Source organism: Pectobacterium polaris (assembly GCF_002307355.1).
In the GTDB taxonomy this organism is placed as follows: domain Bacteria; phylum Pseudomonadota; class Gammaproteobacteria; order Enterobacterales; family Enterobacteriaceae; genus Pectobacterium; species Pectobacterium polare.
Map to the genome: position 1 here is coordinate 116,908 of NZ_CP017481.1, position 22,717 is coordinate 139,624.

17 protein-coding genes are annotated in these 22,717 nt (G+C 53.2%); 8 read left to right on the top strand and 9 right to left on the bottom strand.

Annotation, left to right across the window (positions count from 1 at the left end; genetic code table 11):
* From cysI to BJJ97_RS00580, 3 genes are all read right to left on the bottom strand, one after another.
* Positions 1 to 1,734 (bottom strand): assimilatory sulfite reductase (NADPH) hemoprotein subunit, encoded by a 1,734-nt coding sequence (gene cysI / locus BJJ97_RS00570; protein ID WP_095992767.1) that lies wholly within the window; start codon positions 1,732 to 1,734, stop codon positions 1 to 3.
* On the bottom strand, positions 1,734 to 3,563 hold the full coding sequence (cysJ, locus tag BJJ97_RS00575; protein WP_095992768.1) for an NADPH-dependent assimilatory sulfite reductase flavoprotein subunit: 1,830 nt from the start codon (positions 3,561 to 3,563) through the stop codon (positions 1,734 to 1,736). Before cysJ ends, cysI begins: the two co-directional genes overlap by 1 nt.
* A gap of 289 nt (positions 3,564 to 3,852) precedes the next feature.
* Complete coding sequence (locus BJJ97_RS00580; protein WP_095992769.1) at positions 3,853 to 5,577, bottom strand: PilZ domain-containing protein; 1,725 nt, start codon at positions 5,575 to 5,577, stop codon at positions 3,853 to 3,855.
* 542 nt (positions 5,578 to 6,119) lie between these two features.
* On the opposite strand from BJJ97_RS00580, the gene BJJ97_RS00585 reads away from it, so the two are divergent.
* Together BJJ97_RS00585 and BJJ97_RS00590 are read left to right on the top strand one after the other, a co-directional pair.
* Positions 6,120 to 6,860 carry an EAL domain-containing protein gene (locus BJJ97_RS00585; RefSeq protein ID WP_095992770.1) on the top strand — a complete coding sequence of 247 codons (741 nt, stop codon included), beginning with the start codon at positions 6,120 to 6,122 and terminating at the stop codon, positions 6,858 to 6,860.
* Positions 6,861 to 7,012: 152 nt separating this feature from the next.
* The gene (locus tag BJJ97_RS00590) at positions 7,013 to 8,692 is read left to right on the top strand and encodes a hypothetical protein (RefSeq protein ID WP_095995298.1); all 1,680 of its coding nucleotides are present in this window, start codon (positions 7,013 to 7,015) and stop codon (positions 8,690 to 8,692) included.
* An 82-nt stretch (positions 8,693 to 8,774) separates the two neighbouring features.
* On the opposite strand, the gene BJJ97_RS00595 is transcribed toward BJJ97_RS00590, so the two are convergent.
* Positions 8,775 to 10,067: an ABC transporter substrate-binding protein gene (locus tag BJJ97_RS00595; RefSeq protein ID WP_095992771.1), complete on the bottom strand. Its 1,293-nt coding sequence runs from the start codon at positions 10,065 to 10,067 to the stop codon at positions 8,775 to 8,777.
* A 585-nt stretch (positions 10,068 to 10,652) separates the two neighbouring features.
* Here BJJ97_RS00595 and BJJ97_RS00600 point away from each other — a divergent pair.
* Together BJJ97_RS00600 and queD are read left to right on the top strand one after the other, a co-directional pair.
* A complete protein-coding gene (locus tag BJJ97_RS00600; RefSeq protein ID WP_095992772.1) occupies positions 10,653 to 11,987 on the top strand; it encodes a glycoside hydrolase family 28 protein in 1,335 nt (444 codons plus the stop codon).
* A gap of 82 nt (positions 11,988 to 12,069) precedes the next feature.
* Entirely contained in the window at positions 12,070 to 12,432 is a 363-nt protein-coding gene (gene queD / locus BJJ97_RS00605) for a 6-carboxytetrahydropterin synthase QueD (RefSeq protein ID WP_010309068.1), read from the top strand.
* An 84-nt stretch (positions 12,433 to 12,516) separates the two neighbouring features.
* On the opposite strand, the gene queE is transcribed toward queD, so the two are convergent.
* A complete protein-coding gene (gene queE / locus BJJ97_RS00610) occupies positions 12,517 to 13,188 on the bottom strand; it encodes a 7-carboxy-7-deazaguanine synthase QueE (protein ID WP_095701958.1) in 672 nt (223 codons plus the stop codon).
* A 203-nt stretch (positions 13,189 to 13,391) separates the two neighbouring features.
* On the opposite strand from queE, the gene BJJ97_RS00615 reads away from it, so the two are divergent.
* Together BJJ97_RS00615 and BJJ97_RS00620 are read left to right on the top strand one after the other, a co-directional pair.
* On the top strand, positions 13,392 to 14,375 hold the full coding sequence (locus tag BJJ97_RS00615; protein ID WP_095700448.1) for an MBL fold metallo-hydrolase: 984 nt from the start codon (positions 13,392 to 13,394) through the stop codon (positions 14,373 to 14,375).
* Positions 14,376 to 14,383: 8 nt separating this feature from the next.
* Positions 14,384 to 15,130: an SDR family oxidoreductase gene (locus BJJ97_RS00620; protein ID WP_095992773.1), complete on the top strand. Its 747-nt coding sequence runs from the start codon at positions 14,384 to 14,386 to the stop codon at positions 15,128 to 15,130.
* Positions 15,131 to 15,299: 169 nt separating this feature from the next.
* On the opposite strand, the gene bglB is transcribed toward BJJ97_RS00620, so the two are convergent.
* The 3 genes from bglB to BJJ97_RS00635 form a co-directional block, all read right to left on the bottom strand.
* A complete protein-coding gene (bglB, locus tag BJJ97_RS00625) occupies positions 15,300 to 16,439 on the bottom strand; it encodes a beta-galactosidase BglB (RefSeq protein ID WP_095992774.1) in 1,140 nt (379 codons plus the stop codon).
* Positions 16,440 to 16,482: 43 nt separating this feature from the next.
* Positions 16,483 to 18,042 carry an MFS transporter gene (locus tag BJJ97_RS00630; RefSeq protein WP_095992775.1) on the bottom strand — a complete coding sequence of 520 codons (1,560 nt, stop codon included), beginning with the start codon at positions 18,040 to 18,042 and terminating at the stop codon, positions 16,483 to 16,485.
* A 301-nt stretch (positions 18,043 to 18,343) separates the two neighbouring features.
* Positions 18,344 to 19,234, bottom strand: a complete 891-nt coding sequence (locus BJJ97_RS00635; protein WP_095992776.1) for a LysR family transcriptional regulator — start codon at positions 19,232 to 19,234, stop codon at positions 18,344 to 18,346.
* 171 nt (positions 19,235 to 19,405) lie between these two features.
* Between BJJ97_RS00635 and BJJ97_RS00640 the strand changes: the two genes are divergently transcribed.
* Positions 19,406 to 20,824 (top strand): coniferyl aldehyde dehydrogenase, encoded by a 1,419-nt coding sequence (locus tag BJJ97_RS00640; protein WP_095992777.1) that lies wholly within the window; start codon positions 19,406 to 19,408, stop codon positions 20,822 to 20,824.
* Positions 20,825 to 20,870: 46 nt separating this feature from the next.
* A complete protein-coding gene (locus BJJ97_RS00645; RefSeq protein WP_039486193.1) occupies positions 20,871 to 21,548 on the top strand; it encodes a type 1 glutamine amidotransferase domain-containing protein in 678 nt (225 codons plus the stop codon).
* A gap of 90 nt (positions 21,549 to 21,638) precedes the next feature.
* Here BJJ97_RS00645 and BJJ97_RS00650 read toward each other — a convergent pair whose 3' ends face one another.
* Positions 21,639 to 22,715 carry an ABC transporter substrate-binding protein gene (locus BJJ97_RS00650; protein WP_095992778.1) on the bottom strand — a complete coding sequence of 359 codons (1,077 nt, stop codon included), beginning with the start codon at positions 22,713 to 22,715 and terminating at the stop codon, positions 21,639 to 21,641.
* Positions 22,716 to 22,717: the final 2 nt, after the last annotated feature.

The window sequence follows — 22,717 nt, forward strand, 5'->3', positions numbered from 1 at the left end:
TTAGTCATAGAAATCGCGAGCGGGATCCAGCACCGGTTTAATGATGTTGGTACGAATCACAAAATCCCCGAAGCCTTCATTGCGCTGGCGATCTTGCGCCCACAGCCCGATAAGCCGATCGATTTCCGCAAGGATTTCGGTTTCATTAATGTTTTCGCGATACATACGCGGAATGCGTGTCCCCTCGCGATTCCCGCCAAGGTGCACGTTATAACGCCCCATCGCTTTGCCCACCAGACCGATTTCCGCCAGCATTGCGCGGCCACAGCCGTTCGGGCAACCCGTCACGCGCAGAACGATGTGTTCATCGCCCACGCCGTGCTGCTGCATGATGCCTTCCACTTTCGTGACGAACTCCGGCAGGAAGCGTTCGGCTTCCGCCATCGCCAGCGGACAGGTCGGGAACGATACGCAGGCCATCGAATTCTTGCGCTGCTCGCTGACGCCGTCATCAATCAGGCCATGCTCACGCGCTAGCGCATCAATCTTCGCTTTGCTACGCGCAGGAACGCCCGCAATGATCAAATTCTGGTTCGCCGTTAACCGGAAATCCCCTTTGTGGATCTTGGCAATTTCCGCCAGCCCGGTTTTCAGTGGACGACCCGGATAATCCAGCACACGACCATTTTCGATAAACAGCGTCAGATGCCATTTATTGTCGATACCTTTCACCCAGCCGATACGATCGCCACGTCCGGTAAATTCATAAGGGCGCACCGCTTCAAATTTCACACCGGCACGCGCTTCCACTTCCTGCTTGAAGTTGTCTACACCCACGCGCTCCAGCGTGTATTTGGTTTTCGCGTTTTTACGGTTGGTGCGGTTACCCCAATCGCGCTGTGTGGTCACCACCGCTTCCGCGATTGCCAGCGTATGTTCAATGGAAATGTAGCCCAGTTCACTGGCGGTACGCGGGTAAGTTTCTTTGTCGCCGTGCGCGATAGAGAGCCCACCGCCCACCAGCACGTTAAAGCCCACCAGACGGCCGTTATCGGCAATCGCCACGAAGTTGAGATCGTTCGCATGCAGATCGATATCATTCTGCGGCGGGATCACCACCGTGGTTTTGAACTTACGCGGCAGATACGTCGAGCCCAGAATCGGCTCTTCATCCGTCGTTGCCACTTTTTCCTGATCCATCCAGATTTCGGCATAGGCACGCGTTCGCGGCAGCAGATGCTCAGAAATCTTTTTCGCCCACTCATACGCCTGCTGATGCAGTTCGGATTCTATCGGGTTAGACGTACACAGCACGTTACGGTTCATGTCATTCGCCGTCGCCAGCGCATCCAGTCCGATGCTATTCAGCATCTGGTGTACCGGTTTCACGTTCGATTTGAGAATACCGTGATACTGGAACGTCTGGCGGTTGGTGATACGAATGCTGCCGTAGATCGTATTTTCAGTCGCAAATTTGTCGATCCGCAACCACTGCTCTGGCGTCATCACACCACCGGGCAGACGGCAGCGCAGCAGCATCGCATGGCGCGGCTCCAGCTTCTGCTCGGCACGTTCGGCGCGAATATCGCGGTCATCCTGCTGATACATACCGTGGAAGCGGATCAGCAGAAAGTTATCGCCCCTGAAACCACCGGTCAGACCATCATTCAGATCTTCAGCAATCGTGCCGCGCAGAAAGTTACTTTCTGTCTTCATGCGCTCTGCGTCAGCGAGTTTCCCTTCTACCACCAAGGGACCGGGGTGTTTTTCACTGAAAACGTATTTTTCACTCATTAGTACACATCTCGCTGATAACGGCGCTCAAGGCGCAGATCGCTTAAAAACTCATCGGCCTGTTCACTGTCCATGCCGCCATGCTCAACTATCAGTTCCAGCAGTGCCCGTTCGACGTCTTTCGCCATACGGTTAGCATCACCACACACGTACAGGTGCGCGCCATCCTGAATCCAGCGCCAGACTTCCGCACCTTTTTCCCGCAGTTTGTCCTGCACATAAACCTTGTTCGCCTGATCGCGTGACCAGGCCAGATCGATGTTGGTCAGCAGGCCATCTTTTACGTAGCGCTGCCATTCAACCTGATACAGAAAATCTTCCGTGAAGTGTGGGTTACCGAAGAACAGCCAGTTTTTCCCTTCAGCCCCATCGGCATCGCGCTGCTGCATAAACGCGCGGAATGGCGCAATGCCGGTGCCCGGCCCAATCATGATGACCGGCGCGTCGGAATTCGCTGGCAGACGGAAGTTATCGTTATGTTCGATGAAGACACGGACTTCATCATCTTCACTCAGCCTGTCGGCCAGATAGCTGGAAGCACCACCGGCACGCTCGCGGCCTTCATATTCGTAGCGCACCACGCCAACGGTGATGTGCACTTCGCTTTCGGCTTCCGCCTGCGAGGAGGCAATAGAATAAAGGCGCGGCGTCAGCGGGCGCAGCAGGCCCAGCAGTTGCTCCGCCGTCAGCTCAGTCGGCGCTTGTCGCACCATATCGACCAGCGGTGTGCGCTGTGCGAACTGCTGGAGAGCAGGCTTATCGGCCAACAGCGACAACAGCGTTTCATTACGCGACAGTGCCGCATATTTCTCGACAATCGGTGCGGTGTTTTGCGTCAGCTCAAAGTGGCTTTTCAGCGCCTGCGATAATGGCAGCGTCTTACCGTCAACGCTGACGGATTCATCGCCTTTCAACCACAGCAGTTCCAGCAATTCCTGAACCAGCGCAGGATCGTTATCGAACCACACGCCCAGCGCATCTCCCGGCTGGTAACGCAAACCAGAATCGCCCAGATCGATCTCGATATGGCGAACATCCTTTTCGGAGTTACGCCCGGTCACTTTCTGATTTACGGCAAACGTAGCATGCAGCGGTGAGGATTTGCTGTACGGGCTGCTGGTAATTTCATCCAGTGCGCCCTGAGCGGCAATCTGCGCGACGGCTTCACCCTGAACCGGCACCCGTACCTGCAAAATATCGACCAGCTGGCGTCGCCATTGTTCGGCAAGCCCCTGATAATCGACATCGGCATCCACGCGATCCAGCAGGCGTTCAGCGCCTAGCTCAGCCAGACGGCTATCAAAATCCTTACCCGCCTTGCTGAAGAATTCGTAAGAGGTATCACCCAGACCAAACACGGCAAACGCGGTGTCTTTCATCTCCGGGGCTTTTTTGGACAGCAGGAACTTGTGCAGCGCGACGGCTTCTTCCGGCGGCTCCCCTTCCCCCTGCGTCGAGGCCACGATCAGCAGCAGTTTTTCCTGCCCGATTTGCTTGAATTTGTAATCACCCGCATTGACCAGATTGACGGACAGCTTGGCTGCCAGCAGATCGTCACGCAGCTGTTCCGCCACCCGACGCGCATTGCCGGTCTGTGAGGCGGAAATCAGCGTAATCGTTTGTACTGGCACCGTGACTGCGGATGCTGTCGTTGCCGTGGCGGCGATCGCCCCCGGCTGCACATTCCCTGGCTGCTGTACTAAACCCCAGAAATAGCCGGATAGCCAGGCCAGCTGCGTCGATGAGAAATCACCGGTTGCCGCCTGTAAACGCGTTAATTGCTCCACACTCAGCGGAAGCAATGAAGTGGGGGAAACCGGAGTAGTCATTGTGATTTCTGTTTCCTTGTGCCTGTGCTGTTAGCCAACGACGCTAATACAAAAACATGCAATAAAAAGATGGATGGAGGATAAGGGTAACGATCTGCATCTTAACAATTAAAGAAATGATGGAAATATTAAATAACCAAAATGACTAAATGGTTTTTCTGATAGTCCTTATTGCTTAAAGTGTTATGCCTGATAGCACGTGCGCTTCATGCCTGTTGCGGGAGAAATGTCGGTAGGATGTCGTGAGGAAGAAGGGCTGCCGTGCAGCCCTCTATGTAGACGATACTCGCTAAATTTTCAGGACCTTCATGCCGAAATCGTCAGGATGAACGATGTTTTCGAGCTGACCGACCTGCTGCAAGTCGCCATTAGAAACGACACTGCTGATATTGGTATCAGGAAAACGAAGGTTCTTGATGAGATGCACCACGATAGGCTTACCCTTTTTATCAATATCCATCACCCACCCGATGAAGCCTCCCGAATATTTCGCCAGACTGCCGATGGGGTAGAGGCCATAAATCTGCACGTATTTGACCAGCACGGCCTTATCATAGGCCGCGTTAGCCTCATAGATGTTGCGATAGGCGGCCAATGGCGTGCGGGGAGAAATACCATTACGCGCATGCCTGAGCTTATTAATCGCCTTGATCACAGAAACCAGACGAACTAACGCCGATAGCTGATCGCCGCTTTTACCTTGTGGATAACCCGTGCCATCCAAACGCTCATTGGCATTCTCAATCACATCGCGGCAGGTGGGGGTTATCGACCAGCCTAGCTCACGTAACTTCGCGCACAGCACTTCCACATGGCCGCTAAGGATCGCTTTCTGCGCCGGATTCATATTGACCTTCAGCGACGGAAGACGGGCGTTGACCAGCAGCGGCTTGCCCATGGTGTGTAACAACGCCCCAAGTACCGCCTCGCGGACATGAGGATCGTGTGGATCGGCAATTAACAGCATGTCGGCCAATTTCCCCGCGACCTGCACCGCATGTCTGACCCAGTCCGCCTCATCGCGCAGGAACGACAGCGCATACAGAAAAGCCTTTCGATCTTTTTTGACCATATACAGCAAGGTATCGACACAGTCATAAAAGATCTCAACGGGCAGTTGATTGCGTGTTTTGATGTACATCAGCCCAATCTGAAGCCGATGGGCAACCTCCATGACGCCGCGTTCCATCGGCGTCTGGCGGGTACGTTTCTCTCGTTCCTGACTTTCTCGCAGCAACAGATTTTTCTCCTTAGTGCCCGGAATGAACAATGGAGATGAATACACCATGCTGCCAGTAATGCCGGTTCGGTATGCAGCCTCTCTTTCCGACTCATTCGTATAATGAAGTAGGGCTTCAGACTGGGATGAGGATAAATGGATAAATTGGATGCCGACGGCCGCATAGCCATTATTTCCAAAGGGGCGTATATGGCGGATTTTCCCCTCGGCATAAAAGCTTTCTCCGTTAGGGAATTCAAGCGTAATGCCGGGGATATCTTGGCCCACTTCAATCGCAATACTCTCAACCAGATCGATTTCGACCAGACATCCACCGGTCGATAAATTACGTAGCGTTCCGGGCACATTCAGCGTGTGTAGATAAACTTCAATGCGAGCACGAGCCTGCATGCCAAGAATAAAGGGAATACGAATCGCCCCTCTGTTCTCAGTGACAAAAACAGATTCTGGCAAACGACATTCCAGACGATAAAACATACTGTCCGTCTTGAATAATTGGGTAGAAATATTACACAGACTGTAGGTTTCTCGTTCGATGTTATCCGTGCCCTTGAGCGCCTCCAGATCAAAATTCAAACCACCATCGGCAAGATATCTGTCGATATCCGAGCCAGAGTATTCCACATCTAACACGATACGGTTTTTATCCGGATTCAATTCCGCAACGTCGGCCTTTAATGCATATAGCATATCCTTGGCATAGATAGACATCACATAGGGATGTTGCAGTAATGCGCTAATCACTTTAGCGGGAGGAGGAGAAAAGTGTTCCACGATAAGATCTACCTATTAACGCGACAGTGATATACCCCAAAATCCAAAAAGGATTTCTCTTTTAATAGAAACGAATATTTACACGAAATTAAATTTTTACACAAAAATCAAACACGATAGAAAAACACCTATCATTACTGAGAAAAGCCTCCAAGATTTAATTTATTAATTTTTATTCACCCTAACACCATGACGAAACGACGATCTTTACGTCATTTATCATCCTAACAAGGATGCTATGAAGTCACAACGCTCGCACACACCCACCAAATTGGTTAAAATTCAAACAAAAACAAAATAAAAACCAATTAAACAAAAAACAATGAAATTAAAAATTAGTTAAACGATAATTAATGGAATAAAGAACCAAAGCAAACATAGATTTAAGCGATCATTATTTTTTATTCAATAGCTAAAGACTATCAAACATGAATAATTGATCATTTAAAACAATTTCCAAATATTCCAAATCATTGTGTAGAATCCAAACGAGTCACACTATCGAGTTTCTATTTCCAGGGAGAGGGTGAGTAATCAGTAAAATGAATACAACAACATTAAATATCGATGGAAAAATTCTTAGGCTGACAGCAGAGTTTCAGCCTATTATCCATCTCCCTCAAAATAAAATATTCCGCTATGAAGCCCTCGCCAGGTTTTATAACTCAGAAGGCGTTTTAACATCGACTCAGCAGACCATCGATAAAATTGAGGAGTGTAAAGCAATCGATAAAGTGACAGACTTTATGTTTGATGTGGTCTGTCAGGTAATAAAAAACAAAAGTAGCATGACAATATCATTCAATCTGTCACATTTACTCTTTAATAATTCCGCCTATCTGGAAACGTTATACCAAAAATGCCTCATGCATGAGGTTAACCCACAGAATATAGAAATAGAGATCAGTGAAAAAACGACCCGGCAGCAGCTAATAGATGGGATACCCTTTTTAAATCAGGCCAAGAAATATGGTTTTATGATTTCATTAGATGACTTCGGCGCAGGAAATCTACAAATAGACAGCCTGAGTTTGTTTGACTTCGATACCATAAAAATCGATCGCTCTATTATCGATGGCATCGGGAAAGAAGAGATCAAATCACAAAAACTAAAGGTCTTATTGAACAAGCTCATTCCTCTTGGCGTAAACATTATCTGTGAAGGCGTTGAGAAGGCGACCGATTTGAACCGGTTAAATAAATATCACCCCATTGGGATTCAAGGATATATCTTCTATCGCCCACTCACATTCAGCCAATTAAAGCTGCTGGAAGGCTTTTAGCTGGCATCCTCGATTTTTCTGCCTCGCCAACAACACCTTAGACGATCGCGATTAGCGAACAGGCTCACATTTCTGGCGTTCACTCTGGGAATTTCTCCTTTGCGATAACACATCAATGCGATACTCACGCCAGTGGCAACGGGAGAAAAATGATGTGGCAACGACGCGCGCTGGAACTCAATACGCAGGATATTTGGCACTGGCAGCAGGTCATTTCGGTCGTCGATTACGCCCGTGAACAGGGTTTCAATACGCTGGTGCTGGGCGCGGCGGATTTGCTGGATAAGCTGGTGACGCCGGAAGCCTACAATAACGCGCGTTTTGACGATCGCATCAGCAGCCAGCAGCGTTCACGCTGTGTTTACCTGAATCAGGTCGCGGCGCACTGCCGTGAACAGGGGCTGGCGCTATATCTGCAATGCAAAGAGCTGTCCTTTCCCACAGATTTACTGCTCCATCACCCGGAATTGCTCGACGACAAACATAGCCTCCGCATGGATACCGATTTTTGGTGCGACTACCTTGCCGCCAAAGTCGAACTGCTGATGCAGCAGATCCCGCGGCTGAGCGGCCTGCTGCTGGCGATCTCCAACAGCGATAGCCTGCTGCGCTTTTCCGCCCCTTCCGGCGATGCGATCAACGGTATCGTTCCCGTTACCACTCTCTGGCCGACCCACGCCGACAGCGAGCAGATCTATCACCGCTTATTTTCCGCCGTCGCCCGCGTGATGCACTACCACCAACGCCATCTGGTATTGCGTGCGTTTCCCGCCAGCCATCAGGATATCGGTAATGTGCTGAACGCCATTCGCACACTGCCAGAATCGGTCTCCGTCGCCATCAAAGTCACGCCGGAACGCTTCTGGCCCGAGTTTCCCAATAACCCCGCACTGCTGGGCGTCAGCGGGCGTGAAGTCTGGGTTGAGTTGGATCTGGCTGGCGAAGAAGTCGGCTGGGGCAATCTCCCCTTCCTGCGCTACACCGAAGTTCAGGGGCGATTGCTGTGGTGCCGGGAGAAAAATCCCGCGATTGTTAGTGCGCTGTGCCGCATCAGTTGGGAAGGGGTCGATAATCACAGCGTGATCGGCACGCTGAGCGAATTTACGCTGTTTGCCTGTTCCCGATTGCTGACGAACCAGACCGCAGCGGCAAACGAAAGCACGCTGTTCGCACAGTGGCTAATGACGCGTTATCAATGGCAGCCGGACGATACCGTGCTGCATACGATGCTCGCTTTGCTGGATCAGGCTCATCAGGCCATTTCCCTGTCGCTGTATGCGCGTCACCACGTTTTCCATCGTCACAGCCTGCTGCCAACCAGCTTTGGTCAGGCGATCTGGAGCCTATACGGTCAGCTCAACCGTAACCACTGGCTACCGGGTTCCGGTCAGGATATTACGTTCGATCCGCAGCATGCCGAGCTGGCGTCGCAGAATCTCTATCACATTGCGAAAGAGAAAGATGCCGCCTGGCAGCTGGCGGAACAGTGCCAGCAGGCCGCCCTACAATTCTCCCGCGAACACGCGATGCCGGAAGCGCTTAGCGTGCGCTGGCAGCAGGAATGGCGCGGCCTAACGCTGTATTGCCGCGCCTTTGTTCACGCGCAGAAAGCCTTCTTTACGCTGCACTACTGCAAACAGGTGGAGAACAACTGGACACTGCGGGAAATCGCCAAAACCAATATTCAGGCGCTGTACGGTATTGGGCATGAAATGGAGGATTTCTGCCTGCAACACCGAGATTACCCGGTGAGCCTGCATGTGATGTTTGATGCCGGGCGTCCACGCGCATTAGCCGATAGCCTGCAACAGCAGTTGGCTGAACTCACGTAACGCACCGGCTGTCCCTACCCTAATCGATAACTACATTAATCAATAACGCTCTGAATCAATAACGATCTTAGTCAGTCGCTTGCTAGCGAATCACTCGCTTCAGAATGCGCTCACCAGAGTTGCTGAAGTTTTTCGCCGATTCTTCCACGCTCTTTTTGCCATAGTCGAGCTGTTCAATGGTTTGCAGGATCAGGCTAGCCAACTGCGGATCTTCAAGATACGAGGACACTGGCGTTTTCATTGGTTTTTCTAGCGCCATTGAGAGCCCGGCAACCGACAGATCGTTGGTATCCAGCTTCTGCTTTTCTTCCAGCTCTTGTCTGGCGATACGGCTGAGCGGGATGCCGCGCTCGGTGCCCATCAGCAACGCGCCTTCAGGATCGTTCATCAGATAATTCAACAACAGCGCCGCTTCTTTCGGGTGCTTGGTATTTTTACTAATGGCAAACAGCATTGACGGTTTGAAGAACTGCCCGGAGTTATCCGATCCCGGCGTCATGATATATGGCCCTAATTCGAGCTTACCGGGTGCCGCCAGCGGATCGGCGTATTTCTTCACAACCGAAATCCACAGATGCGCCCCACCGTATTCCCCGTTAATCCAAGGGCGTGTTTCATACATCCCGACTTTGCCGAACGCGTTGTAATACTTCGAAGATGGCATCACATGTTCGTCGATCAAACGCTTATAGAAGCGAAACGCCTCGATCCACTGTGCCTCACTGTAGTTAAAGCGCTTGTTCTTTTCATCGATCATGCCGATCTGGTACTTCTGCGTCATGTAATAGTTGATCAGTTCCAGCATGCCTTCACCGCTGTCCTGCGCAGGTGAAGCAATGGGGAAATAGTTATCGCCCAGTTTCTCTTTAAACACCTTGCCCGCATGGAACAGCTCATCCCAGGTAGTGGGATAGGCCAGTTCGGCCTTCTTCCAGGTTTCCGTGTTGTAATACATCACCAGCGCATTCAACGAGGTGGAAATCGCGTTCACCTTGCCGTCAATCGTCGCGGGTTTCAGCGCATCTTCGGGGAAATCCTGTAATTTCAGTGTATCAGTCAGCTTATTCAGGTCATAGAAGCCGGTGCCGGTTTTGGAAAAAATCGGCAGCCAGTTCCAGTTAACCTGCATGACATCCGGTTCTTCGCCGCTGGCGATCTGCGTCGTCAGGCGGGATAGGTGCCCGTCCCAACCGGTATATTCTGGTTTCACGCTGATGTGCGGATACTTTTTCTGAAACGCTTCCAGCGCAGTCAAGGTCGCCTGATGGCGGCTGTTTCCTCCCCACCAGGAGAGGCGTAATTCCACGGGTTCAGCAGCCTGCGCGAACGAACAGAGCGCAGAGAAGGCGATGACAATCAGTCCAGGTAATCTCATTTTTCCCCCAACGACATTATTATTGTGTTTGTGCGTGTGTCTGGCGTACTGGTGTGGCGTATGGATGAGAAAGCAGGTCGGGTACACAACCGCCTATTGTCTTGGGAATCAACCTCTCCCTGACCCTGACAAGATAGGCAGAACCCTTTTTATCGCGCTAGTCATCACGGCGGGAAAACGTGTGATTTGCGGGGCTGACGGAAGAAATGCTGATGACCGCACCGTGTTAGTGGACGTTTCAACCATACGGTGTAAGCAATATGTAACGCGGCAGGGAGGTGCCTCACATCATTAACCGACGCACCACACCAAAAAGAGATTTAATTCACAAATAAGAAACACAAAAACAACAAAACCACGCCATGTGCGCGGCGAAAGAGAAAAAACGGCGTAAAAGTGTGATGAAACACACACGGCATAACGCGCCGCATCGTCCTCTTCGTTATGCCTTTCACATTCTCTGACGCCGCGCGTTGTGCGCTGTGAAGCCTGCTCCAACCTGCGCAGATTTCACTACGACAGCCACAGCCAAAGGCCAGAAAACGTGCTGCAATCGGAGCAGGTTCGATCAGATAGGATACAGCGATGAAGCACTCTATTCAGTCATACTCCCCCGCCGCCGACGGCATCACGCCGGATACTGCCCTCTTTCAGCAGGCTATCGATCGGATTGCGGCACAGGGTGGTGGCACCCTGACGGTGGAACCGGGCCGCTATCTGCTAGGGGGATTACTGCTGCCTTCCAATTTTTGTCTGCAATTGGAGGCGGGGGCTGAGTTAATCGTCAGCGGTGACTATGAACAATTTGCGCAGGCCACGACGATCAGCATGGCTGAGCTGTCGCACCGTGCATTTCTTTATGCCTACCAACAGCGCAATATCACGATCTGCGGTCAGGGTAAGATCATGGGAAATGCCGATGCCTATTTCTCTGCGGAGCCCGACGATCAAGGCTATCGCCTGCCTGCACAGCATCGCCCGCGTATTGTGGTCTTTGAGGATTGCGAACACGTCCGCCTGTGTGATTTTACGATTGAACACGCCCCGATGTGGACCGTGCATCTGGTCAGCTGTCGCCAAATCATCGTCGAACGTCTGACGATTGATAACGATCTGAGCATGGCAAATACCGATGCGCTGGATCTCGACAGCTGCCAGCAGGTGCAAATCAGCAACTGTTCGCTGAGCGCCGCCGACGATGCGCTGTGCATCAAAACCACTAATAAGCCGCCCCATCTGCAACGTAAGGTGCAGCAGGTCGTCATCAGCAATTGCCTGCTGCGCTCCAAGAGCTGCGCCCTGAAGATCGGCACCGAAACCTTTGCCGACATTGAAGACATTTCCGTCAGCAACTGCGCCATTTACGATACCAACCGCGCGATCGGCCTGATCTCACGCGATGGCGGCGCGTTTCGACGCCTGCAATTTAGCAACATCACATTCCAGTGCGTCGCCGCGCATCCGTGCCACTGGGGCAAGGCCGATCCGATCTTTATCTCCGTGCGCTATCGCGATCCCGCCATCGAACCGGGTCGGATCGAAGCGGTACAGTTTTCTCAGATCGCCGGTGTCAGCGAGGGAGCGATTAACCTGCACAGCACGCCCGCAGGCTACATTCGGGATATTCATTTCTATGCCGTGCATCTCGAACAGCGGCAGAGCGACTCACCGGAACAGGGCATGTACGATGTGCGTCCGCCCTGTAATCCAGAACGTCCGACGGGTATGGGGTTGGACAATGCGTATCGGGTCGATCCCACAACGGGACGCGCATTCGGCGTTGAGCACTACCCTGGCGGCATGCCCGCGCTCTTTGCCCGTGGCGTCCTGAACCTGACTACCCGCCACATGACGATCCGCCGTCCCGATCCGCTGCCTTCCGGCTGGCATCATGCGGAGATCGTGCAGTTGGAAGAATAAGCACTTTCGGGTAGTATGCGACGGTTTTTTGCATACTATGTTCTGAGAGCTCCTTTTTCAGAACGAAACCGGGAACATCGCTATGGTCACTACACTCTTTAAAGATTTTCAGTTTGAAGCCGCGCATCATCTGCCCCACGTACCCGACGGCCACAAATGCGGGCGGCTGCATGGGCACTCTTTCATGGTGAGACTGGAAATTACCGGTGAAGTGGATCCGTATACCGGCTGGGTGATGGATTTCTCTGAGCTGAAAGCCGCGTTCAAACCTACGTGGGAACGGTTGGATCATCACTATTTGAATGAGATCCCCGGTCTGGAAAACCCGACCAGCGAAGTGCTAGCGCACTGGATCTGGCACCAGTTGAAGCCGACATTACCGCTGCTCAGCGCCGTGATGGTGAAAGAAACCTGCACCGCCGGCTGCGTCTATAAAGGCGAGTAATAAAGAAGTGGTGGTGCTGTAGTCTGGCGTGAGCATCCCTCTCTCACGCCGCGACGTTCAGTCGCTATTATCAGTAAATGAATATCAGGCGATATTCAGGTATTTATGGGTCTGCATAGACAGCCGCCAGTTGCGGGCGATGCAGGTCTCGATACACAGCTTGGTCGCATCGTCTTTCTGGCTGATCGGCTGTAGCGCTACGATGCGCGGCTTATCATCATCAAGCCGCGCCAGTAATGCATCTAACGCCTCAATGTCACGCTCACGCGCCACCGGGTGTTTTATTTCATCCGCCCGTTGCAGCGCCTGATCGAGCACTTTCATACCGCCACGCATATTCACCTTCGGTGATACCGTCACCCAGGTTTTTGGCGAACAGCGCACCTCATGAGTGCCGCTGGTTTCGATCTGGCAGCTGAAGCCCTGCTTTTCCAGCTGTAGCGTCAGCGGTGCCAAATCGTGGATGCAGGGTTCACCGCCGGTGATCACAATGTGGCGTGCCGTATAACCTTGCTGCACCATCAGCGCCAGAATGTCGTCCGCGCTCGCCGCGCCCCAGGCATCGCTCTCTTCCGTTTTTACCAGCACCTGATCCAATGAGGTTTCCCGCTCTGCCAGTTTGTCCCAGGTATGTTTGGTATCGCACCAGCTACAGCCGACCGGGCAGCCTTGCAGGCGCACAAACACCGCCGGCACACCGGTAAAATAGCCTTCGCCCTGTAACGTCTGGAACATTTCATTAATCGGGTACTGCATGGTTTTCACTGTCTCTCTCACTTAAAAATGCATTATACCCTAAATCATTCGCGTTGCAGGATGGCGGAAACACCGTGACAAATCTGGCGGGAACACGTCAACGTCAGGACAGTTGAGTAATTTGGCCCGTGCGTCAATAATCAATCTGTTGTTACAACTTCACCTGCTTTCATATGTTTCATTATTAACAAGGATAAGAATCAATGAAGTTATTGAAACCTCTCGCCCTATTACTCATCTCGAGCGCCTTTGTGCCTGCATTTGTTCAGGCGCAGGATATCGCTCAGATTAAAACTCAGCCGGGTTATTACCGCATGATGCTGGGCCAGTTTGAAATTACCGCGCTGTCTGATGGCACCAACACCATGCCAATGGACAAACTGTTACAGCGCACTCCACCGGAAAAAATCACCGAACTGCTGGCAGAGAAATCGCTGACGCCGCAGGTGGAAACCTCCATCAATGCCTATTTGGTCAATACTGGTAAACACCTGATTTTGATAGACACCGGTAACGGTAAGCAGAGCAACCCTACGGTTGGAAAAGTGCTGCCGAATCTGATTGCGGCGGGCTACAAACCTGAACAGGTCGATACCGTATTGATGACTCACCTGCACGGCGACCATTTTGGCGGTCTGGTGCAGGACAAGAAACTCAGCTACCCGAATGCCACCGTATATGTCAGCCAGCCAGAAACCGACTTCTGGCTCAGCCCGGATAACCTGAAGAACGCACCAGAGAACAGAAAATCCGCGTTCCAGCGCGTGCAAAGTACCTTTGATGCTATTCGCAAAGAGAACAAGCTGAAAACGTTCCCAGCTCAGCAAGCCGCATTGTTACCCGGCATCACCGCGATTCCGAGTCCGGGACATACGCCGGGGCACACATCTTTTCTGATCGAGAGCGAAGGCAAAAAACTGCTGGCGTGGGGAGACATCATTCATGCGGAAGCCGTGCAAATGAGCTTACCGGCCACCACCATCAGCTTTGACTCAAATATGGATCAGGCAACGGAATCCCGTAATAAAGTGCTGGCCGACGCCGCCAGTCAGGGTTACTGGGTTGCAGGCGCTCACCTGCCCTTCCCCGGCATCGGCCACGTCGGTACGCGTCTGGAACGCAACGGCACCACCAACGGCTATCGCTGGCTTCCGGTTAATTACAGTGTGGCAGGGCTAAAGAACTAGGTATCAGAATGGCGTTCATTACGTTGATTACTGGCGGTTCGCGCGGCATTGGCCGCGCAACCGCGTGCTATCTGGCAGGAAAAGGCCACAAGATTTGCATCGGCTACCGCACCCAGCAGGACAGTGCGCATAGCGTTCTCGAAGAGATTCGCGCAAGTGGCGGGACGGCCATCGCCGTTCAGGTCGATATCGCCGATGAAGAGCAGGTTATCGAGCTTTTTAAGCGGACGGATAAAGAACTTGGCTGCCTCACAGGTCTGGTGAATAACGCCGCGATGCTTAAACCTCAAGCCACCATTGAACAGCTTGATGCCGTGCGGCTTAACGATATTTTTGCGACCAACACGGTGGGCAGTTTTCTCTGTGCTCGGGAAGCGGTCAAGCGTATGGCGTTCCGTCATGGCGGAAAAGGCGGTGCTATCGTCAACGTGTCATCCGCCGCCGCCCGGCTGGGTTCACCGCATGAATATATTGATTATGCGGCATCAAAAGGCGCGCTTGATACGCTGACGATTGGCTTATCGCTGGAAGTCGCCGATCAGGGCATTCGTGTTAACGCCGTGCGGCCCGGTTTTATTTATACCGATATGCATGCTGACGGCGGTGAACCGGCAAGAGTCGATCGCATCAAACATTCGCTGCCCATGAAGCGAGGTGGTCACCCGATGGAAGTCGCGCAAGCGATAGGCTGGCTGTTATCGGATGAGGCGTCCTATGTCACAGGGAATTTTATCGATCTCGCGGGTGGGAAATGAAACATCCCTCTTATCTTACAGTATCTATCGTTTAGATTGAGATACACGGGGCTACCACAGGGGTGAGGCGTCCCTACGGGAACCTCCCCCTGTGTTTCCCCTAAAAATGAGCTCAGTACCTTCTATCCAGCCTAGAATTCTCCTCTCACAGACCAGAGCGATGACCTAATTACAAATATACCCGCAGATATTCCGCCAGACACAGGATCGCCATTGCCTGGCCGTACGGCATGGAGGTCAGGGCGATGTTGCGGTAGAAATCCAGATCGTTGCCCATCGCGGTGCCGAATGATACCTGCGTCAGTTCACCGTCCTGATTGACGTGATTAATCACGCCGCGAATCGCTTTCTCCGCCACTTCAGCGTAGCTCGGGTCGACGTAGCGCTTGCGTACCGCTTTCAGGATTCCGTAGGCAAAACCGGCGGTTGCCGAGCTTTCAAGGTACGAATTCGGATCGTCGATCAGCGTGTGCCACAGGCCGCTGTCATCCTGATATTTCGCCAATGCTTCAATCTGGCTTTCCAGCACCTGCAACAGGAAGCGGCGCGTCGCGTTGTTTTCCGGCAGATCCAGCAGTTCGATAAATTCAGGAATAACGATCGTCAACCAGCTGTTACCACGCGCCCAACGTGCTTTCGCGTAGTTGTGCTGCCCTTCAAACGTCCAGCCGTGGAACCACAGGCCGCTTTCGCGATCCATCAGATATTGCACATGCAGCAGGAACTGATACGTGGCTTCTTCCACAAATTCCGGCCGGTTTAACAGCTTGCCGATTTTCGCCAGCGGCAGCACGCTCATCATCAGCGTGTCGTCCCACATCTGCTGATGGTTTTCATTGTTATAAACAATGTGCTGCAAGCCCTGCTTGTCCGTGCGCGGCATTTCGTACATCACCCACTCCGCCCAGCGCTCCAGATACGGCAACCAGCGCGCATCGCCCGTTTCTTCATAGCGATAAGCCAGCGTCAGGAACGGGCACACGGTGTTCACGTTCTTCGTCGGCGTACCTTCCGCCAGACGCTCGGTAAACCAGTCGTCGATGATGGCGCGCATCTGCTCATCGCCCGTCTGCTGGTAATACTGATAAATCCCGTACAGCCCGATCCCGTGCGTCCATTCCCAACCCGCCCAGCCTTTGGTATCAATTACCCGACCATCGTCCAGCCGTAACAAGAATTCACCGGTTTTATCCTCAATATTCACCAGATTGTCGGTGATACGGCAAATCAGCGCCTTCAGATCCTCACGGGAGATGAAGCGTTCTGGCTGACATAAAAGCGGGCTATGTTTTACACTGAATACGGTCATAGTCATTCATCCAATTGAGTTATCAGTTAACAGTTCAATACAGTTACGACTGCGTGGCGTGCGCGACCGGCTTGTCACCTTTATGGCGGTTCAGATAGCCGATGTTGTTATTGCCCCACAGCGATTCATACGGCATACCAGCCAGCATTTCGACCGTTGCCCGCGCCTGCGGCGTAATCTTCTCCGGCACAGGACGCCCGGCTTCACGCATTTTCAGCGTCTCTTCTCGCAGCACGCTGTGCGTTTGCAGGTTGAGTTTAAAGCGCAGAGAAACCAGGAAGCCCAGCGCCAGCACGCCCACGGTGCCGAAGCTCAAAATCATCAGAATTGTGTGGCTAACGCTCGGTGCCTGTACGCTCTGGCCGGACACAAAGCCGGAGAGCTGTAACACCACGCCCACCAGCATCACCGCTCCAGCCTGAGAGGCTTTGCGAGTCAGCGTCATAATCCCAGCGAAGATCCCTTCGCGACGCTGCGCGGTGATCACTTCATCCACATCCGCGATGTAAGTGTAGGTGTTCCACGGCACGTAGTTGATCCCGCCGCGCCCAATGCCAGCCAGCGCAGAAATCAACAGCAATAGAGAGAAGGTGTCATGCAGACCGCTGTACCACAGGACGGCGTAGGAAAGCGCACTCACGCCAAACAGGCACACGACCAAGCGGTAAGATAGAGCTGGTCCAAAGCGGATACACAGCGGAATCATGCCGATCACCGCAATGAATTGCAGAATCGCCATCGTTCCCATCAGGTTAGACGCCATGGTCGGGCTTTGCATCAGCACAAAGACCACGTAATAAGTGAACACAGCGTTAAACACGTCCTGCGCGATATACCCGCCCAGATACATCCCAAGATGCTGACGGAAAATGCGAATACGCAGCGTGGAAACCAGCTCGACGTTCAGCCGTTTCAGGCTTTGGCCTAACGTCAGAGACTGGCGCTCTTTCTCCGCCCGCAGCGACGCTTCCGACATCTGATCGCGCGGCCGTTCCCAGGTAAAGAAATAGACCAGCGTCAGCACCAGCGCGCAGATAACGGAGAACACCAGACTCGAATAGAAGAAGGACACTGCATTGTCCTTGCCAAAGTAGCCCAGCAGGATGCCCGGCAGGAACGCGGCCAAAATCGCAGACAGTTGCGCCAGCGCGATGCGTGCGCCAGAGAACTTGGTCTTCTGTTTGAAATCGTCGGTCATTTCCGGCACCAGCGTTTCATACGGCACCAGCACCATCGTATAGACGACATCGAACAGCAGGTACGTCAGCAGATAGTACCAATAGCTCATATCCCCGACCCACATGAAGCTGTAGCTGAACACGAAGGGAATACCGAGCAGAATAAAGAACTTACGGCGGCCAAAGCGTTTGCCCAGCCAGGTTGAACCGAAGTTATCGGTCAGGAAGCCCATCAGCGGGCTGACGACGGCATCAAGCACACGCGCCATCGCAAAAATAAACGTTGCCTCAATCGGCGTTAAGCCACAGAACGTGGTGTAAAAATAGAGTAACCAAGCGGCCGTCAGCGCCGTTGTACCAGCACCAAGAAAGTCCCCTGAACCGTAGGCTAAATAGTTAGCCAAACCGATCTTACGCGTTTTCATCGCCATCCTTCCCCGAACATTTTTAATTATGAAGGTGTCACGCTGATACGGTAGCGCCCGGCGATCGTGAAAACCTTTGCGCTTTTGCCACCACGCGCCCCACGCTGGCAGCACAGGGAAGATTGGTGCGATCCGCTTCAAAGATTTTATAAAAAGCCATTTTAACTGAACGAAACCAACAGTTCGTTTATGGCGATCACAGGATAGAAGATGGGAAGTCAGCAGGAAGAAAGGCAGCGTCACCAACGGACGTTGCCTCGCGATGTCTTGAAAAATGGCGCTTTTTTAGCAGAGACTAGCGCTATTCAGCGTGCTGTAATCGCCACAGGAAGGTTTGCCGCGCGTGGGCTAAACGCGGCTGGCGCAGTGCGCCCGGTACCCAAGCCAGGTAATAATCCAGCTGCGTTGTGCCGACAGGAGGCGGAATAATGGCAAGATCCCCCGTATCCAGCAGATCCTGACATAAATACACCGGCATCACCGTCCAGCCAAATCCACTGGTCAGCACGCGACGCAGCGCACGCAAATCCTGACTCACCACGGCGGGCACCAGCCCCTTCTCCTCCATGCGGTTCTTCTTCAACCAGTGATCGATCAGGGGAAATTCAAGGTCATACGCCAGCATCGGTTCCTGTGCCAGCGCCTGCGGCAGATCGCCCGTCTGCAATAGTCGCTCGACAATCGCGGGAGCCGCCACCGCCTGTAGTGTCGCGCTCTTTAGCAGATCGCTTTTCAGCCGCTTATCCGTCACCGGGTGCGCCGTTATGCCCAAATCACAGTGCCCTTCCAGCAGCATCTGTTTAATCAAATCGCCGTCGCCGGTATGCATATGCACCCGCACGCCCGCCTCAAGCAGTGGCAATAGCTGCTCGGACACCACTTCAGCCATGAAATCCGCATGACCAATGATATGCAGTGTCCCTGAGACGTCCATTGACCTCGCGCGGGCAGACGCCAGCGCCGCCTCGGCTTCATCGAGCTTGTCCCCGAGATCCGCCGCTAAGTCGTCTGCCGCTGACGTTGGCGTCACACCATTTGCCTGACGCTCAAAGAGACGTCGCCCCACCGCCACCTCCAGCCCGGCAATGTGCTGCGACACCGCTGGCTGGGTCAAATTGAGCGCGCGCGACGCTCCACTAATCGAGCGCTGCCGATAGACTTCCACAAACGTGCGTAGACGGATGAGTGACATACGAGACCTATAGAGAGGTTATACCCATAAAATTATTTATACCCCCGAATAATAATCTTGTTGGCGGACGGATCAACCCCTGCCGTATCCTTTATCCCATCTTGAGTGACCCGGAAACCCCGGCTAACTTTCTGTTTTCTCTGGTAATCGACGACTAAAAGGGGACAAAACATGTCGACACAACAATCCAAAAAGGATTTACAAGCCATCCTGAATACGATGAAGCGTGCTCACATTGCATCTGGCCCAGCCGATGCCGCGCTGCGTCAAGATCGCTTACAGCGCAGCATCAACCTGCTCCGTGAAAACCATGCGGTGCTCGCGCAGGCCATGAGTGACGATTTCGGCCATCGTAGCCTGTATCACTCGTTCGCTGCCGACATCGGCATCACGCTGAATATGCTACAGAACGCCATCGACAACGTTGAACGCTGGATGCAGCCAGAACCCGTGGATGAACCTGCTCCCGGCATGCAGGCGTGGATTCAGCATCAACCTCTGGGCGTGATCGGCGTGATCAGCCCGTGGAACTTCCCGGTAAACCTATCATTCGGTCCGCTGGCTGACATTTTTGCCGCTGGTAATACCGCGATTCTGAAACCGTCAGAACTCACGCCGCGTACGTCTGAACTGCTGGCAGAACTGATTGCCCACTATTTTGATCCGCTGGAATTGGCCGTAGTGCTGGGTGATGCAGAAATTGGTCAGGCATTCAGCGAACTGCCGTTCGATCATCTGGTCTTCACCGGCAGCACCGCCGTTGGGAAACATGTGATGCGCGCCGCAGCAGAGAATCTGGTGCCGGTCACGCTGGAGCTGGGTGGCAAATCCCCCGTCGTCATCGATTTCAGCGCAAACATCAACGAAGCCGTTGAACGCACGCTGACGGTGAAAACCTTCAACGCCGGGCAAATCTGCCTGTCGCCGGACTACGTTCTGCTGCCCGAAGGTCAAGAGCAGGCTTTCCGCGATGCGGCGAAAGCGTTTATGCAGAAAAGTTTCCCGACACTACAGGCGAACCCGGATTACACGTCTATCATTGCTGACAAGCATTACGATCGCCTGATTCGTATTCTGAAAGAGGCTGAACAGCAAGGCGCGACCGTCGTCAGTCTGGCACCGGAAGGCGAAGCGCCCTACGATGCGAAAAGCCGCAAAATTGCTCCGCATCTGGTGTTCGGCGTACATGATGATATGACGATCATGCAGGAAGAAATTTTTGGCCCGCTGCTGCCGATTAAAACCTATCAGGCGGCAGAAGAACCGATTAACTACATCAACGCGCATCCACGCCCGCTGGCGGCGTATCTGTTCAGCAACGATGAAGCCATGCAGCAGCGTTTCGCTGCCAGAACGACATCAGGCGCGCTGGTCATCAACGATGTGATGACGCACGTGTCTATCGACACACTTCCGTTCGGCGGCGTTGGTGCATCGGGCATCGGCGCATATCACGGCGTTCACGGATTCCGCCGTTTCAGCCATGCCAAACCGATTGTCATACAAAGTGAAGATGGCGCGTCTAACCTGACACTGCGTGCGCCTTACCATGAAAAACAAGACGCGATTGTTGCCGTCCTCAAAGGGTAATCGGCAGCTTTCACCCGATCATCCTGCAACCATAGAGAGAAAAACGATGAAAATTTTAATGGTACTGACTTCTCACGACGAACTGGGCAACACAGGCAATAAAACCGGCTTCTGGCTGGAAGAGTTTGCCGCCCCTTATTACACCTTTAAAGACGCCGGTGCCGAGCTGGTGCTCGCCTCTCCTGCTGGCGGCCAGCCGCCTCTCGACCCAAAAAGCGATCTGGCCGATTTTCAAACTGAACTGACGCATCGCTTTAAAGCGGACCCTGCTGCACAGCAGGAACTGGCCAATACGGTAAAACTCGATACCGTCAACGAACAGGATTTCGATGCCGTCTTCTATCCTGGCGGTCACGGCCCGCTGTGGGATTTGGCAGAATCGCCGGTCTCTATCGCGCTCATCGAAGCCTTTGTACGCGCCAACAAACCGACAGGTTTTGTCTGCCACGCGCCGGGCGTACTGATTCACGTGAAAGCAGAAAACGGCGACGCGCTGATTAAAGGCCGCAAAGTGACGGGCTTCACCAACGGTGAAGAAGAGGCAGTTCAGTTGACGGACGTGGTGCCTTTCTTGATTGAAGATGAGTTCAAGAAACTCGGCGGCCTCTATGAAAAAGGCCCAGACTGGGCGCCGTACCTCGTTGAAGACGGCAAGCTGATCACCGGTCAGAACCCAGCAAGCTCGGAAGTCGTCGCCAAAGCGATTCTCAAGCAGCTGGCTTAATCCGCGCTATCCCCTCATTTGTCTGTGTCTAAAAAAACAGGGCCGCATCACGATGCGGCCCTGTCATTAAGTCATCCACCTCGGCATATCTCAAGGGGGATACAAAATAGAATCCACCTGCTGCGCGGTTAAATCGAAGCCGTAAAAGCGCTGATAGAAATCATGCGTCTCTTTTGCCATATCAATGTGCTGCATCTGCTGCGGATACAGCGTTTTTGCCAGCCAAAGAAACTGCAGCGCCTGCTCCGACGTTTCCCGACACCACCAGAACATCCCTAGCGGATTCGCATAAACGCGCCCCTGTTTTACCGCACGTAGCTGCTGCCACTGCGCATCCTGCCGAATCGCCTTCGCATCGTCAGCCCGCATCGTAATGATCACATCGGGATCGGCCTGAAAAATCTGCTCAAGCGACACGGGTGCCGTTGTCACGCCAGAACGGCTAAACCACGGCTCCGCCACGTTGATCGCGCCGCCCAGATCCATCCAGTCCTGATTCAGCGAAGGGCGTCCCGATGTCGTTAGCGGATCGCCAACCGCATGGTAGACCTTCACACGCTGCTGTGACGGAATGTTCTGGATCACCTCCGTCACACGCCTGACGTTATCCTGATAGTAGGCAGCAAAATCCTGTGCCCGACGCGATGCGTCTGGCCCCAGAACCTCACCGGTAATCAGCGTGCGCTCCACCATCGCCGCCAGCGAGTTATAGCGGAGCGGTACGATGGCAATCCCTGCCTTATTCAGCGCTTCCGCTTCAGCAACCGGCACGCTGTCCGACACGAAAAAGACCTGAGCACGGCGAGAAATCAGCGCTTCCGTATTAATTCCCATGTTTCCGCTATGAGCAACCAGCGACGCCTGCGTAATGGACGGAACAAACTGACGGAACAGCGGCATATCGCGTACGAGCTTCGTCGTCCCGACAATACGATCGCCATAGCCCAGCATCGCCAGTATCGAGTTTTGCGCATTCCACGAGGTGGCAACCCGCTCAACCGTCGCGGGCACCGTCACCGTGCGATCGCCGTAATAGTGAATCGTCCGCGTAGCAGGTTCAGGCGTTTCCGCCTGAACCAGATGCACGCCGGAGAAACTCACCGCCAACAGCACTAACGCATTGAGCAGAAGCCCGCGATACCGCGTGGTAAGGTTACGTTTCAGCATCG